This is a genomic window from Pararhizobium sp. IMCC3301 (genome assembly GCF_030758315.1).
Taxonomy (GTDB): domain Bacteria; phylum Pseudomonadota; class Alphaproteobacteria; order Rhizobiales.
Map to the genome: position 1 here is coordinate 2351890 of NZ_CP132336.1, position 15856 is coordinate 2367745.

Annotated in this window: 14 protein-coding genes; 5 read left to right on the forward strand and 9 right to left on the reverse strand. The window is 57.0% G+C overall.

Annotated elements, in window-relative coordinates; all coding sequences use genetic code 11:
- Positions 1-12 precede the first annotated feature (12 nt).
- The 5 genes from RAL88_RS11405 (at position 13) to RAL88_RS11425 (ending at position 6596) form a co-directional block, all read left to right on the forward strand.
- Complete coding sequence (locus tag RAL88_RS11405; RefSeq protein WP_306263464.1) at positions 13-1863, forward strand: ATP-binding protein; 1851 nt, start codon at positions 13-15, stop codon at positions 1861-1863.
- Complete coding sequence (locus RAL88_RS11410; protein ID WP_306263466.1) at positions 1860-3218, forward strand: sigma-54 dependent transcriptional regulator; 1359 nt, start codon at positions 1860-1862, stop codon at positions 3216-3218. The genes RAL88_RS11405 and RAL88_RS11410 overlap by 4 nt, the downstream gene beginning before the upstream one ends.
- A gap of 246 nt (positions 3219-3464) precedes the next feature.
- Positions 3465-4469, forward strand: a complete 1005-nt coding sequence (locus RAL88_RS11415; protein ID WP_306263468.1) for a DctP family TRAP transporter solute-binding subunit — start codon at positions 3465-3467, stop codon at positions 4467-4469.
- A 64-nt stretch (positions 4470-4533) separates the two neighbouring features.
- Positions 4534-5202, forward strand: coding sequence for a TRAP transporter small permease (locus RAL88_RS11420; RefSeq protein WP_306263470.1), 669 nt, complete (start codon positions 4534-4536; stop codon positions 5200-5202).
- Positions 5202-6596, forward strand: coding sequence for a TRAP transporter large permease (locus RAL88_RS11425; protein WP_306263472.1), 1395 nt, complete (start codon positions 5202-5204; stop codon positions 6594-6596). Before RAL88_RS11420 ends, RAL88_RS11425 begins: the two co-directional genes overlap by 1 nt.
- Positions 6597-6627: 31 nt before the next feature.
- Here RAL88_RS11425 and RAL88_RS11430 read toward each other — a convergent pair whose 3' ends face one another.
- The 9 genes from RAL88_RS11430 to RAL88_RS11470 all read right to left on the reverse strand — a co-directional run bounded on the left by RAL88_RS11430 (position 6628) and on the right by RAL88_RS11470 (position 15829).
- A complete protein-coding gene (locus RAL88_RS11430; protein WP_306263473.1) occupies positions 6628-6945 on the reverse strand; it encodes a type II toxin-antitoxin system RelE/ParE family toxin in 318 nt (105 codons plus the stop codon).
- Positions 6942-7196 (reverse strand): type II toxin-antitoxin system ParD family antitoxin, encoded by a 255-nt coding sequence (locus RAL88_RS11435; protein ID WP_306263475.1) that lies wholly within the window; start codon positions 7194-7196, stop codon positions 6942-6944. Before RAL88_RS11435 ends, RAL88_RS11430 begins: the two co-directional genes overlap by 4 nt.
- 87 nt (positions 7197-7283) lie before the next feature.
- Positions 7284-8030, reverse strand: coding sequence for an SDR family oxidoreductase (locus tag RAL88_RS11440; RefSeq protein ID WP_306263477.1), 747 nt, complete (start codon positions 8028-8030; stop codon positions 7284-7286).
- Positions 8031-8044: 14 nt separating this feature from the next.
- Entirely contained in the window at positions 8045-9502 is a 1458-nt protein-coding gene (locus RAL88_RS11445) for an aldehyde dehydrogenase family protein (protein ID WP_306263479.1), read from the reverse strand.
- A complete protein-coding gene (locus RAL88_RS11450) occupies positions 9486-11111 on the reverse strand; it encodes an ABC transporter ATP-binding protein (protein WP_306263481.1) in 1626 nt (541 codons plus the stop codon). Before RAL88_RS11450 ends, RAL88_RS11445 begins: the two co-directional genes overlap by 17 nt.
- Positions 11108-11977, reverse strand: coding sequence for an ABC transporter permease (locus tag RAL88_RS11455; protein WP_306263482.1), 870 nt, complete (start codon positions 11975-11977; stop codon positions 11108-11110). The genes RAL88_RS11450 and RAL88_RS11455 overlap by 4 nt, the downstream gene beginning before the upstream one ends.
- Positions 11977-12924, reverse strand: coding sequence for an ABC transporter permease (locus RAL88_RS11460; RefSeq protein WP_306263484.1), 948 nt, complete (start codon positions 12922-12924; stop codon positions 11977-11979). The genes RAL88_RS11455 and RAL88_RS11460 overlap by 1 nt, the downstream gene beginning before the upstream one ends.
- Positions 12925-13020: 96 nt before the next feature.
- Positions 13021-14508: an ABC transporter substrate-binding protein gene (locus tag RAL88_RS11465; protein WP_306263485.1), complete on the reverse strand. Its 1488-nt coding sequence runs from the start codon at positions 14506-14508 to the stop codon at positions 13021-13023.
- Between the two features lie 19 nt (positions 14509-14527).
- Positions 14528-15829, reverse strand: coding sequence for an acetylornithine deacetylase/succinyl-diaminopimelate desuccinylase family protein (locus RAL88_RS11470; protein ID WP_306263487.1), 1302 nt, complete (start codon positions 15827-15829; stop codon positions 14528-14530).
- Between the last annotated feature and the right edge of the window lie 27 nt (positions 15830-15856).

Here is a 15856-nt window from a genome sequence, read left to right on the forward strand (position 1 = left end):
CCGAGCGGTCCCATGCGACGTACTCTTAAATCCCGGCGCCTCGGCCTGTGGCTGGCCCTGGCAGCGGTATTATCCGTAGCCATTGGCTTAGCCGGCTTTGCGCGGGTAGAGCGTATTTTTCTGATCCGGTCCGCCCAACAAAGCCAGGGGACATTGCGTCTGGCGGTGGCCGGTTTACGCGGCGCGCTCAGCCGCTATGAACCGCTGCCCGGCCTGATCGCCGAGAAACCATCGATCAAATTACTGCTCGGCAAGTCCGCAGATCCGGACCTGATTGACGCGATTAACCTGGAACTCAAAAAGATTGCCGCATCTGTCGGAGCCTCCGATATCTACGTGATTGACCGGAGCGGTTACACGTGGGCTGCAAGCAATTTCGATCAGCCGCATTCCTTTGTCGGGCTTAATTATGCTTACCGGCCCTACTTTCAGCAGGCCAATGAAGGCGCGTTGGGGCGCTTCTTCGCTCTTGGCACCGCATCGTTGAAGCGCGGCTACTATTTTGCCGCGCCCGTCACTTTGTTGAATGATATAATCGGTGTTGTCACAATCAAGATTGCCGTGGACAATCTGGAGGCGGACTGGCAGGGCGCGGACAGCGAAATCCTTGTCACCGACCAATATGGCATCATTTTCATGTCAAGCCGACCCGAATGGCATTTCAAGAGCCTGCAACCGCTGGACTCTCTCGCCCTGGCGCAAATCAATGCCTCGCGCCAGTACCAACAGGAAAATCTTGGCTTGCTGGACTTGCAGAAAGACACTCTGAATGAAGCAGGCGTGGAGCGCTTTGTCATCGGCGCGGAGGGCAAGCGCGAAAATTTTGTCACAACATCGCTGAGCATCCCGGAGGCCGGCTGGACAGTTCATATTCTGACACCCACAACAGCCGCGCGCGCCCAGGCCTATACACTTGTCACCATGGCGGTTCTGGTGATGTTGCTGACAGCGCTGATCGCCGCCTTCATGCTGCAGCGCCGGGCCCGGTTGTTCGAACGAATCGAAGTGCAGCGCTCCGCTCAGGCATTGCTTGAAAACCGGGTTGCTGCGCGCACAACGGACCTCAACCTGGCCAACGCGCAGCTTCTTCAGGAAATCGAGGAGAGAAAACTGGCAGAACAGCAATTGCGCAAATCCCAGTCCGATCTGGTTCAGGCTGGCAAGCTGGCAGCGCTCGGCCAAATGTCGGCAGCCCTGTCCCATGAATTCAACCAGCCGCTGGCGGCTGTCAAAACCTACGCCGACAATGCAGTGACCTATCTGGACCGCAGCCGCCCGGAGGATGCCCGAGAAAATGTCGGCCGCATTTCACAAATGGCCGACCGCATGGCCGCCATCAGCAAACATCTGCGCAATTTTGCTCGGCGTCCGCAGGAGCAGATCGGACCGGTATCCCTGCTGCCTGTCATCCACGATGCCATTTCGATTCTTGCCGGTAAAATCCGCGACCGGAACGCACAGATTCTGTTCGATCCGCCGGCACATGATATCTGGATCATGGGCGGCCAGATTCGCCTGCAGCAGGTCTTGGTCAATCTGATCAGCAATGCCCTTGACGCAAGTCCGGACGACCATGCCGAGCCGCTCATCATTGTGGCCATTGAAGAGACGGACAGCCGCGTCAGGATCGCTGTCCGCGATCAGGGTCCGGGCGTCAGCGAGCAAGTTGTCGGCCAGATTTTTGATCCCTTTTTCACCACCAAGGATCCCGGCCACGGGCTGGGGCTCGGTCTCTCGATTTCCTACAATATTATCCGCGATTTCGGCGGCCAGTTGTTGACCACAAATCACCCCGAAGGTGGGGCCGTCTTCACCATCGATCTGGTTGTTGCAGAACATATTATGGGAGCGGCTGCACAGTGAACGGGCACACCATCCTGTTCGTTGATGACGAGGAACATCTGCGTCTGGCAGCCAGACAGGCGCTTGATTTGGCCGATCTTTCTGTCAGATGCCTTGAAGACGGCGCTCTTGCGCTCGATCTGCTGGGTCGCAGTTTTCCCGGCATTCTGATTTCCGATATACGCATGCCCGGTATGGATGGCATGACGCTGATGCAACGTGCGCTGGAGATTGACCCGGAGTTGCCGATTGTCCTGGTCACCGGCCATGGCGATGTTGCCCTTGCGGTAGAGAGCATGAGACGTGGTGCCTATGACTTCATTGAAAAACCATTTGCTGCCAGCCACCTTGTCGAGGTTGCGCGGCGCGCCCTGGAGAAACGCCGTCTGACGCTGGAAAACCGTCAATTGCGCTCGGCAATAGGTGGTCGCGACCGTCTTGAGGCGCGTCTCATGGGACGCACCCGGACAATGGTGCAATTGCGCCAGCAGATCCGCGCGGTCTCTCAAACCGATGCCGATGTTCTTTTCATCGGCGAAACCGGCACTGGCAAGGAAGTTGCCGCCCGGGCCTTGCACGCCATCAGCGAGCGGGCCGAAGCGCCGTTTGTTGCAATCAATTGCGGAGCCCTGCCAGTTGACCTTATTGAAAGCGAGTTGTTTGGCCATGAGATCGGGGCTTTTCCAGGCGCCACCCGCGCCCGCTATGGCAAATTTGAACATGCAAGGGGCGGCACAATTTTTCTCGATGAAATTGAAAGCATGCCGATGGCTCTGCAGGTCAAGCTGCTCCGGGTGATTCAGGAGCGCAGTATCATACGGCTTGGCTCCAACGAACAGATTGCCCTCAACGTCCGCTTTATTGCCGCCAGCAAGCTGGATCTGGAGCGCGAGGCGCAGGCCGGACGGTTCCGCAGTGACCTGCTATACCGTCTGAACGTCGTCACCTTGCGCATGCCGAAACTGTCGGAACGCCGCGAGGATATTCCCCGGCTGTTCACCCAGCTGGTCAGCGAGGCGGCCGCCCGTTACAAAAGCGATACGCCACCCGTGCCGCCGTTCCTTCTGATCTCGGTCGCCGAGCGGGACTGGCCCGGCAATGTGCGCGAATTGCGCAATGCAGCGGATAGATATGCGCTTGGACTTGATCTTGACTTTGCGCATACCGGACCGGATCAGGACGAAAGTCTCGCAGACCGCGTCTCCGGGTTTGAACGCAACGCCATTGCCACCGCGCTGACGACACACAATGGAAGATTGAAGGACACCTATACAGCCTTGGGCCTGTCGCGGAAGTCGCTGTATGAAAAGATGCAGAAATACAATCTCAGCCGCATGGATTTTTCAACCGCAGCCGAGGACGACGCTGAGCACTGATCGGCATGGGTGGAAGTTCTGGCATCCTGGCAACGCTGGCGTACCCATATCCACCCATTGCCACAAACCATCTGCCGGATTGTCGGCTGCCAGCTTGTTTTGGACTTGAAATCCCGAGCTGAAACTTGTGCAAGTGCTCCAGCGCACAATCCAAAGCTGTAAGCCAAGGCACCATGCCACGATGTGCTTTTGAACCACGACTTTTGAATTGTTGTAAGCTGATACTAACGCAAAGGGAGGATATTCATGCGTTTTCTCAAAACGGCGACTGCTGCCGCTGCACTGATTGCGATTGCCACCACCGGCGCCATTGCAAGCTGCGAAGACGGCGAGGTTGTTATCAAATTCAGCCACGTCACCAACACCGACAAACACCCCAAAGGCATTGCCGCCACCCTGCTGGCTGAACGTGTCAATGCGGAAATGAACGGCAAAGCCTGCATGGAAGTGTTTGCAAACTCGATTTTGTACACCGATGAAAAAGTTCTGGAAGCGATGCTGCAGGGCGATGTCCAGCTGGCTGCACCTTCCTTGTCTCTGTTCGAGAAATTTACCAAGAAATACCGCATTTTCGATCTGCCATTCATGTTCAAAAACATCAACGCGGTGGATGAGTTCCAGAATTCCGACGCTGGTCAGGCCATGAAAGATGACATGCAGCGCCGCGGCCTTCAGGGCCTGCAATTCTGGCACAATGGAATGAAACAGATGTCGGCCAACAAGCCTTTGATTTTGCCGACTGATGCGCAGGGACTGAAATTCCGCGTGCAGCCATCGGACGTTCTGGTGGCACAGATGGAGGCCATTGGCGGCAGCCCGCAGAAAATGGCTTTTGCGGAAGTCTACGGCGCTCTGCAGCAGGGTGTTGTGGACGGTCAGGAGAATACCTGGTCGAACATTTTCGGCCGCAAATTCTTCGAAGTTCAGGATGGCATTACCGAAACCAATCACGGCATCATAGACTATATGGTTGTTACCAGCGTCGACTGGCTCGACAGTCTGGATGCCGATGTGCGCGATCAGTTCCTGACCATTTTGAAGGAAGTCACCGAATTGCGGAACGCGGAATCCACCGCCGTCAATGAAAAAGCCAAACAGGCAATCATCGATGCGGGTGGTGAAGTCCGTCAATTGAATGCGGAACAACGCACAGCCTGGGTGGAAGCCATGAAGCCGGTCTGGACCCAGTTTGAAGGCGATGTTGGCGCTGACAGCATCGCAGCGGCCCAGGAAATTAACGGGCGCCATTGATTTTCTGCCCCGGCGACGCTGAAATTGCGCCGCCGGGACTTCGAGAACGCCTGGGGAGGCGCATATGCGGGCGACGCGAAAACCGGTCACGGACGCGATAGAGGAAACTCTGATTGCAGCCATTCTCGGCATCATGACATTAATCACCTTTGCCAATGTGCTGGTGCGCTACATCTTCAATTCCAATATCTTGTGGGCTCTGGAAGCCACGGTATTCCTGTTCGGCTGGCTTGTGCTTCTGGGCACTTCCTATGCCGTGAAAAAGAATATTCATCTGGGTGTGGATGTCGTCATCAACATGCTGGAGCCGCGTGTCCGGCGCAGTCTCGGCCTGATTTCCGTTGCGCTGTGTATCTTCTTTGCGGTCCTGCTGATGAAGGGTGCCTGGGACTATTGGGCCAATTTCGCGAATCTGCCGCAGACAACCGGACGCTGGTTCCCAACCGGCTTTGAAACAGAGTTTCGCGGCCGCGCCTGGTATGAAGTTGGCGATGTTCCCATGCCCGAATGGCTGCGCTGGATGGAGGATGTCTTCAATGAAGGTGAGGAATACGAAAAAATCCCCAAGCTGATCCCCTATTTTGTGTTGCCGCTCTCCATGGCTTTGCTGCTGTTCCGGTTCCTGCAGGCGGCATGGCGGATCTGGACCGGGCAATCCGACAGGCTGATCGCTTCTCATGAGGCGGAAGATGACATTGCAGAAGATTCGGCGCGAGTTGAGGGAACGCGGTAATGGAGGTCATCTTTCTGTTTGCCATGGTGATCGGCCTGCTGCTGATCGGTGTTCCGATCGCCGTGTCTCTGGGCCTGTCCTCGATCCTGTTTCTGCTGCTGTATTCCGATACTTCCCTTGCCTCGGTGGCACAGACTCTGTTTTCCGCCTTTGAAGGGCATTTTACCCTGCTCGCCATCCCCTTCTTCATTCTGGCGTCCTCATTCATGTCGACCGGTGGCGTTGCCCAGAGGATCATCCGGTTCTCGATTGCCTGTGTCGGCCATTTTCGCGGCGGCCTTGCCATCGCCGGCGTCTTTGCCTGCATGATGTTTGCCGCCCTGTCCGGCTCATCCCCTGCAACTGTCGTCGCCATCGGCTCGATTGTCATCGCTGCCATGCGGCAGGCCGGTTACACCAAGGAATTTGCCGCCGGTGTGATTTGCAACGCCGGCACGCTGGGCATTCTGATCCCGCCTTCCATCGTGATGGTGGTATATGCAGCCGCCGTCGATGTGTCTGTCGGCCGCATGTTTCTGGCCGGTGTCGTTCCCGGTATTCTTGCCGGTCTGTTCCTGATGGTGACGATCTATGTCATTGCCAAATACAAAAACATGCCAAAAGGCGAATGGGCCGGTTGGCGCGAAGTCTGGTCGTCTTTCCGCGAAGCCGTCTGGGGCCTGTTGTTGATCGTCATCATCATGGTCGGCATTTATGGCATTCCTGGCATAACGTCCGCCATTTTCACCCCCACGGAAGCGGCAGCTGTTGCCTCGGTCTATGCCTTTATCGTGGCAGTGTTCATCTATCGGGACATGGGTCCCCTGGCAGCGCGTGAGGGACGGCCGCAGCAAAGTCTGCTGCAAAAACCCGTAGCCCTCATCACCGCCTTTTTCCACAGGGATACGCGGCACACCCTGTTTGAAGCGGGGCGACTGACCATTGTCCTGATGTTCATCATCGCCAATGCGCTTATTCTAAAACACGTTCTCACCGAGGAGCAGGTGCCGCAGAATATTGCCGGCCTGATGCTGGATGCCGGGTTTGGTCCGATAGTCTTCCTGATAGTGGTCAATGTCATTCTGCTGATCGGCGGCCAGTTCATGGAGCCTTCGGGTCTGCTGGTGATCGTTGCACCGCTGGTCTTCCCGATTGCCATGGAGCTGGGCATCGACCCGATACACCTTGGCATTATTATGGTGGTGAATATGGAAATCGGCATGATCACACCCCCCGTCGGGCTCAATCTGTTCGTCACCTCAGGCGTGGCAAAAATGCCGATGATGGCAGTAGTCAGGGCCGCCCTGCCGTTCCTCGCAGTGCTGTTCGTATTCCTGATTCTGGTGACCTATGTGCCAATCATCTCGACATGGCTGCCAACCCTGCTGATGGGGCCGGAGCTGGTGCTGAATTAGGAGGTTGAATTAGTTCGACGTTCCCACGCGGCTAATGATCTGAGGTAACCAGCAGGATTCGTTGCCAGTTGCGCCGCAAATGAAGCACCCGCATGATTTCTATATCAGACCCGTTGATGCGGTAGAAAATTCCATAATGATCATGATGGGTTAACCTGCCCAGACCAGGAACAAGATATGAGGCATCCTGCCCGGCGGTTTGCGGTTTATCAGTCAAGGTCGAAATCCGGGTTTCCAGCTCATGCATATATATTTGAAGCTGTTCGTCGCCCCACATGTCCCGCGTATAGCGGGCAATGTTCATGAGGTCTTCGCGAGCCGCTTTGGTGCGCCGAATCCGGAAAGTCATGTCCGCGTTTCTGAACTCACAGCATTGATAATGCCGTCCATATCATGATCTTCCAACTCGCCACGGCCCGCCTGCTGCACACCAATTTCAATCTGAGCTCTCAACCAATCTTCATAATAGCGACCTGCCACATCTCGTTGCAGCAAAAGGCGCAATGCTTCACGCATGACCTCTGACGCATTGTTATAATGCCCAGAGGCTACGCGGTTTTTAACGAATTTCTCAAGCTCTGGCGTTAATGAGATATTCAAGTTGGCTGTCCTTTCCGGTTTGCATTGATCAGCAGAAGGTACCACAAGCGCTAATAATAACAAAGATTGTTATTATCGCCGCTTTAGTCAAATACAGCGCCCGCCATCCACTTCCATGCACACGCCGGTCACCATACTGGCCTCGTCAGAACATAGAAAACTCGACACCGCGCCCATATCTTCCGGCGTCGAAAACCTGCCAAGGGGTATTGTGGCAAGGAATTGCGCCCGTCGTTCCGGCGTGTCCTCGCCCATGAAGGTTTTCAGCAGCGGCGTTTCACCGGCCACCGGGTTGATGGCATTGACCCGGATGCCGCATGGCGCAAGCTCCACAGCCATGGTCCTCGTCGCGGTAATCATCCAGCCCTTGCTGCAATTATACCAATTCAGCATCGGCCGCGGACTGACGCCGGCGGTTGAGGCAACGTTCAAAATGGCCCCGGATTTGCGCGCCTTCATATGCGGAACAATGTGCTTCGCGGTCAGATAGACCGATTTGACATTGACCGACAGAACCCGGTCGAACTCAGCCTCGCTGACATCTTCCAGCGCCATCGGCATATGTGTAATACCGGCATTATTGACCAGAATATCAATACAGCCGAGCGTCTCGATGGCGCTTTTGGCCATCGCTTCAACTTCATCAAAGCGCACCAGATCGACGCCGAAAGCCACTGCCTGATCACCAAATCCAGCCGCCATTTCGGTCGCACCGGCGGCGTTGATATCGGCAATCATGACCCGCGCCCCTTCGGCAATGAATTTGCGCACAATGCCGGCGCCAAATCCGGATGCGCCACCGGTGACAATGGCGGTTTTTCCCTCTAGCCGCATGGAATATTTCTCCTTTATCCGTGAAATGCCGCGACGGTTTTCAATTTGGAAAACCCGTACAGAGCTTCAAATCCCTTTTCCCTTCCATGGCCGGATTTGCCGACACCGCCAAACGGCAATTCGACGCCGCCGCCGGCCCCGTAATTATTGATGAAAACCTGTCCGGAGCGTAGCGCTTTCGCCACCCGCATCTGCCGCGCGCCATCGCGGGTCCACACCGAGGCGACGAGCCCGTACTCGGTGCCGTTGGCGATCGCCAGCGCCTCGGCTTCATCGTCAAACGGTATGATGACCTGTACCGGTCCGAAAATCTCGCTCTGCGCCAACACATGATCCGGCGCAACGTCGGCAAACAGGGTCGGTGCGACATAGTGGCCGCGCTCCGGCGCATCATCGACAATGCGGCCTTTCGCAACTTGTTGCAGATCGTCTCCCTTCGCCAGAAAACCGCCGACAAGCTGCTTCTGGCGCGCCGAAATCAGCGGGCCGACATCAAGATCAGCCAGCGCCGGGCCGACCCGCAGCGCCTCGTAACGCGCCGCCATTTTTTCTACAACGCTGTCATAGACGCTGCGCTGCACCAGTATGCGCGAGGATGCGGAACAGGTCTGCCCGGCGTTCTGTATACCGGCATTCACCAGAAACGGCAGCGCGGCTTCCAGATCCGCATCATCAAACACCAGTTGCGGTGATTTTCCGCCCAGTTCCAATGTTACCGGCACAATATTGCGTGCGGCTGCAGTTTGAATGAGCGATCCCACTGCCACAGAACCAGTGAATGAAATATGATGAACTCCCTTATGCGCTGACAGCGCCGCCCCGGCTTCTTCACCAAGACCGGGCACCACATTCAGCGCCCCGGCCGGCAGACCGGCTTCCTCGGCGAGCGCTGCAAAGGCCAGTGCGCTCAGACAGGCTTCTTCAGCCGGCTTCAGAACCGCCGCATTGCCCATCGCCAGCGCCGCGCCCACAGAGCGGCCGATGATCTGCATTGGATAGTTCCAGGGCACAATATGGCCGGTCACGCCATGGGGTTCACGCAGCGAATATACCGTATAGCCCTGCAGATAGGGGATCGTCGCACCGTGGATCTTGTCCGCCGCTCCGCCATAAAATTCCATATAGCGTGCCAGCGCTATTGCATCCGCCCGGGCCTGTTTCAGCGGCTTGCCGACATCGGCGGCTTCCAGTCGCGCCAGCTCCTCGGTTCGGCTCAGAACCAAAGCGCCAAGCCGGGCGAGAATGCGCCCGCGCTCCGGCGCGGTCATCCGGCCCCAGTCACCCTGCAGAGCATCGCCGGCGGCCGCCACAGCAGCATCGATATCCGCCGCTGTGCCACGGGCAATGGCGCAGAGCACCGTGCCGGAAGACGGATCCTCCAGCTCGATTGTCTCACCTCCGGCAGGCCGCACCCAGCGGCCCCCGATAAAGCACAGCGCCGGATCAAACCAGAGATCATCTTTGAGGTTCATGGGTCATCCTTTCCACAGGCGGCTGTCCGGGCAGACGCGGTGCGGCCGCAATCAGCGATTTCGTATAAGCGTGCCGGGGATTGTCAAAAATCATATCGGTCCGGCCCTCTTCGACAATCCGCCCTGCCTTCATCACCAGAAGCCGGTCAGTGATGGAACGCACCACGGACAGATCGTGCGAAATAAACAGATAGGTCAGCCCGAGGCGCCCGGACAGATCCGCCAGAAGATCAAGGATCTGCGCCCGGATCGAAACATCCAGAGCCGACACCGCCTCATCCAGCACGATCAGTTTCGGCCTGATGATCAGCGCTCTGGCAATAGCAATCCGCTGGCGCTGACCACCGGAAAATTCATGGATATATTTTTCACCATCCGCGCCGTGCAGTCCAACACTTTCCAGCGCTTCGGTGACGGCCTTTTGAAGCGCCGCCCCGCGCGGCGGCGTATCCAGCAGATGAAACGGTTCAGCGACAAGACGCGCAACCCTGTGCCTGGGATTGAAAGAGCCGTAAGGATCCTGAAACACCACCTGCATCATCTGTCGCACGTCGCGTCTCACCCGATGGCCGGAATAGACCGGCAGCCCGCCGATCAGAATTTCCCCCTCCTGGACCTCTTCCAGTCCGAGTATGGCGCGGGTCAGAGTGGACTTGCCGCAGCCACTTTCCCCGACAAGCCCCAGGCTTTCGCCTTCAACAAGCGTGAAGCTGACATCGTTGACAGCCCTGAATTTGGCCGGGGGCGCAATCAGCGAAGTGCGCGGCAACACATAGTCTCGCGAGACATGTTTGACTTCGAGCAGCGGCACGGCCTGCTCTGCGCCCGCTTCGCCACGGTCGGGAACATGGGATGAGGCTTCAAACAACGCCCGTGTATAGGGATGTTTCATGGTTTGAAACAGGGTTTTCGCCTTCCCGGTTTCAACCACGTCGCCTTGCTTCATGATGACCAGATCATCTGCCAGATTCGACACCACTGCCAGATCATGGGTAATCATCATCAGCGCCATATTGTCTTCGCGCACGAGTCGTTTCAGAAGCACCAGAATCTGCGCCTGGGTGGTGACATCCAGCGCAGTGGTCGGCTCGTCCGCGATCAGCAGTCCGGGGCGCAGCGCAATTGCCATGGCAATCACCACGCGCTGGCGCTGACCGCCGGACAATTCGTGCGGATAACGCGACAGCGGAAAATGGTTTGCGGGCAGCTCGACCCGGTCAAGCGTGTCGCGGGCAATGCGCCGGGCCTCCGCTTTCGAGGCCTTTTTATGAATCCGCACGGTCTCTGCAACCTGTTCACCAATGGTTTTCACCGGATTAAGCGCGGTCATCGGTTCCTGAAACACCATTCCCAGCTCATGGCCGCGCAGGCTGCACATCCGCGCCTCCGGGGCGGCGACAAGATCTTCGCCGTTCCACCTGATTTGCCCTCTGAGGGTGGCCCCTTCAGGCAGCAATTGCATCACTGAATAGGCAGCCATCGATTTACCCGAACCGGATTCTCCGATGACGCCGACAATCTGGCCGGCATCGATGTCGAATGAAACGTCACGCAGGATCGGCGTGCGGTAGATATCAACACCGAGATGGTCGATTTGAAGCAGGCTCATCGGCGCGCATTTCTCAGTCGCGGGTCAAACAGATCGCGCAATCCGTCGCCCATCAGATTGAGACCCAGAACCGTCAGCAAAATGGCAAAGCCAGGGAACAGCGCCATATGGGGCGCAAGCGTAATCAGCGTCTGGCTGTCGGCCAGCATGCGGCCCCAGCTTGGAATTGGCGGCTGCGCGCCGAGCCCGATATAGCTCAGCGCGGCTTCTGCGAGAATGCCCAGCGAGAATTGAATGGTGCCCTGCACAATCAGCAGGTTCATGATGTTGGGTAGAATATGCTCCACTGAAATGCGCACCGCACCCTTGCCGGCGACCCGCGCCGACAGCACATAATCCCGTGTCCACAACGACAGCGCCGAGCCGCGCGACAGCCGTGCAAACACCGGAATGTTGAAGATTCCGATTGCGATAATGGCGTTCAGCGCGCTGGGGCCAAAAACTGCGGTAATCATGATTGCAATCAGAAGCGCGGGAAAGGCGAACACCAGATCATTGCCGCGCATGATCAGCTCGTCAATCATGCCGCCGCGCCGCGCCGCCGATGCCAGTCCGAGCGGCACCCCGGCCAGTATGCCGATCCCGACCGCCACCAGGGCAACCGCGATCGAGGTTCTGGCACCGACCATGATCATCGATAAAATATCGCGGCCAAAATGATCGGTTCCAAACCAGTGCTGCAGATCCGGCGGCTTCAACTTGTTGGGAATGTTGAGACTTTCCACATCAAACGGCGTCCACAGATAAGACAGCAGGGCCGCGCCGACAAACAGTGCACTCAGGATCAGACCGATCATCAGACTGCGCGAACGCAGGGCCTGCCGCAGCAGAGCGCTGTCTTGCGACGCCAGATCAGGTGCCGCCATCAGCTCCGCCTCCGCAGTCTGGGATCAACCAGCGCATAGGCGATATCAACCGAGAAGTTCACAACGATCACGGCAAACACCAGCAGCATTACCACGCTTTCCACCACAATCAGATCGCGTTGCGAGATGCTCTGAAACACCAGGCGGCCTAGCCCTGGCAGGAAGAACACATTCTCGATGATGATCGCACCGGCCAGCAGAAACGAAAATTGCAGACCGAGAATAGTCAGCACCGGAATCATCGCATTGCGCAGGGCATGACGCCGCAACGCCTGACCGCGCGTCAGGCCTTTGGCGCGGGCAGTGCGGACAAAATCCTCGTCCAGCGTATCCAGAAGCGCCGAGCGCATGACGCGCGCCAGGATCGAAGCCTGCGGCAGGGCAAGGGAGATTGCTGGCAGGGTCAGCGCCTTGATGGCCAGCCAGAATCCACCATCCCAGCCGGGAAAGCCGCCAGCGGAAAACCAGCGCAGATTGATCGCGAACACCAGCACCATCAGCATCGCAAACCAGAAATTGGGAATCGCCACACCCAGCTGGGTAATCCCCATTACCACTGTGTCAGCGACTGATCCTCGCCGCGCCGCCGCCAGTATACCGGCCGGAAAGGCGATCAATGTCGATAAAACAAGCGCAAACAGCGCCAGTGGCAGTGAAATCCACACCCGATCTCTGATCATGCCGGCCACTGGCGTGCGGTAGGTATAGGACGTGCCGAAATCTCCCGTCAGCATGCCGCTGACCCAGTTCACATAGCGCTCAAACAGCGACACATTGAGGCCGAGTTCTTCACGCAGTGCGGCAATTGTATCGGCCTGCGCATTGATGCCGAGCATGTAGGAGGCGGGATCGCCGGGAACCACTTCGATGGCCAGAAATATGACGAAGCTTGCGACGACAAGGCTGACGCTCAAAGACAATACCCGTTTCAGCGTATAGCGCAGCATTCAATCATGCTTCCGATTCAATCATGTCGGCAGAAACGCATCCCGGCCAGAACAGCCAGAACAGCCAGACGGCCCGGCCGGGATGCGCAGGGATCATCAGTCGGTCCAGGAAACCCCTGTCAGATCCACCGCCTGGGTCGGTGCATTGGCCCAGAGACCTTCGATCTTGGCGTTTGCAACACCTGTATTTGCCAGCTGGAACAGATAGGCATTGACATAATCCTCGGAAATCATGGTCTGGGCTTTCTGCAGAAGTGATGTCCGTTCCGCCAGATCCGTCGAGGCATTCAGATCTTTCATCACAGCCTGGAAAGCCGGATTGTCATACTGGAAATAGTAATCCGGCCGGGCGTAGATGCCAATATCCATCGGCTCGGTATGGGACACGATGGTGAGGCCGAAATCCTTGCCACGGAACACCTGCTCCAGCCACTGCGCCCATTCCAGATTGGAAATCTCGACCGTAATTCCGACGGCTTTCAGTTGCGCGGCAATGATCTCGCCCCCGCGCCTTGCATAGGATGGCGGCGGCAGTTTCAGTGTCGTAGTGAAACCATCGGCCAGCCCGGCTTCCGCAAGAAGCGCCCGGGACCTGTCCGGATCATAGGCCGAATTCGCCGTCAGATCGATATAGTCCGGATTGTGCGGCGCGAAATGGCTGCCGATCGGGGTGCCATAGCCGAACATTGCACCATCGATGATGGCCGAGCGATCTACTGCATGGGCGACCGCTTCGCGGACCTTGATATTGTCAAATGGCGGCAACTTGTTGTTGATCCCGAGAATGGTCTCACCTTCGGTCGAGCCGACCAGAACCTTGAAACGTGGATCGGCAGCAAATTGCGCCAGATTTTCCGGTGCCGGAAACGCCATGAAGGCATCGACGTCTTCCGCCATGACTGCGGCAAAGGCAGCCGTTGGATCGGAAATGAACTTGAATGTGGCCTTGTCGAGACTGATCGGCTTGCCCCAGTAATCCGGATTCCTGGCCAGCTCAATACGATCACCCTGCACCCAGTTGGACAGCACGAACGGCCCGGTTCCAACTGGTTTGGTCTTTATGTTGTCGATGCTTTCAGGGGCAACGATAATTGCATCGCCCCAGGCCATATTGAACAGGAAGCTGCCATTTTGCTGCGACAGCGTGACTTTCACCGTCAGCGGATCGACGACGTCCACAGTGGCGATATCGGCAAACAGCGCCTTTTGCGCATTGGTGCTGTCGTCGGCGCGGGCACGCTCCAACGAGAACTTCACATCCTCGGCATCCATCGTTGTGCCATCATGAAATTTGACGCCGCTGTTGAGCGTGAATGTATAGCTCAGACCGTCATCGGAAATCTCCCAGCTTTTTGCCAGACCGGGCACAATCGAGCCATCAGAGGCAAACCTGGTCAGGCCCTCGAAAATATTGGCATAGACCACCTGATCAATCGCTCCGGCAGCTTCGCTCGTCGGGTCGAGATGCGGCGGCTCCAGTTGCAGACCCACAGTAATATCCGTTCTGGCAGCACTGGCAGTGCCGGCACTGATTGCCATGGCCAGGGCGGCGGCAATGGCAAAAATCGTTTTCCCGTAAATCATCTAACAGTCCCTTTTCTGATCATTCATCCCGATCTGACAAAAGTTGAATGAGAGTGCGCCCCATAACTTTTGCAGAGTCAATCATATCCTCAACGCCGATATATTCGTCAGGCTTATGCGCCAGATCCAGTATACCGGGACCATAAGCAATGCAATTCTTCAGGCGACCGATGCGGTCGATATGCTTTTGGTCATAGGTCCCCGGTGACACAACATATTGCGGAGCCATTCCTAGCACCTCTTCTATCGCCCTTGAAACGGTTTTTACAATGGGTGCGTCTCTCGCTGTCATCGTTGGCAGAACCTGATGCATGTCTTTGATATCATATCGGAATTTGTCGCGCCGTGCCTTCACGGTCTCAAGAATCTCGCTGATCTCCCGTTTCACATCATCGATATTTTCTTCCATCAGAAACCTGCGATCAATCACCATGCGGCAGCTGTCCGGCACACAGGCCGAAGGCCAGCCGTTGAAATCTGCTGGCAACTCGTCCTGGCCGCCATGCAGGGAATTGATGTTGAGGGTCGATTGTCGTGCACCTTCGGGAACCACCGGCATGGCGGTGTGTTTCTGCTGCAGCGCGGGAAACAGAGTGGTTTCCATTTCCTCCAGCACCGCACCCATATGGCGCACTGCGCAATCCCCCAGAAACGGCATCGAGCCGTGGGCAATTTCACCACGGGTTTCAATTTCTGCCCACCACACGCCGCGATGGCCAAGACAGACCCGGTCCTTGTTGAGCGGTTCGGGAATGATGACATGCTGCACGCGCTGTGGTGAAAACCAGCCTTTTTCGGCAAGATAGGCAACGCCGCCATAACCCCCGGTTTCCTCGTCAGCGGTGCCGGAAATTTCAATCGCGCCGGAAAATTGCGGATTGAGTTCCAGAAATGCTTCGGCGGCAATGATTGAAGCCGCCAGCCCGCCCTTCATGTCGCAGGCGCCGCGGCCGTAGATTTTGCCGTCTTTCAACTCACCGCCAAACGGATCGAAGGTCCAGTCACGGCCGACTTCCACCACATCCGTATGAGAGTTGAAATGGATGCAATCGCCGCTGCGGCCCCCATCATAGCGGGCCACAACATTCCAGCGCGGCAGCGCATCACTGTCCCCGGGCGCGCCCTCCGCACGGACCATCTCAACCTCAAAGCCCCTGCGCTTCAGGCGATTGGCAAGAAATTCGCAGATCTCCAGGTAATTATTGCCCGGCGGATTGAGCGTCGGAATGCGGATCAGATCCTGTGTCAGGGCAATCAGATCTTCGCGGCGCGCCTCTATCAGGTCGGACAAAGCATCGGCCGGCTTCACCTTCGGTTGCATCGGGTCTCCCGTTTCGTTCGAGATGGA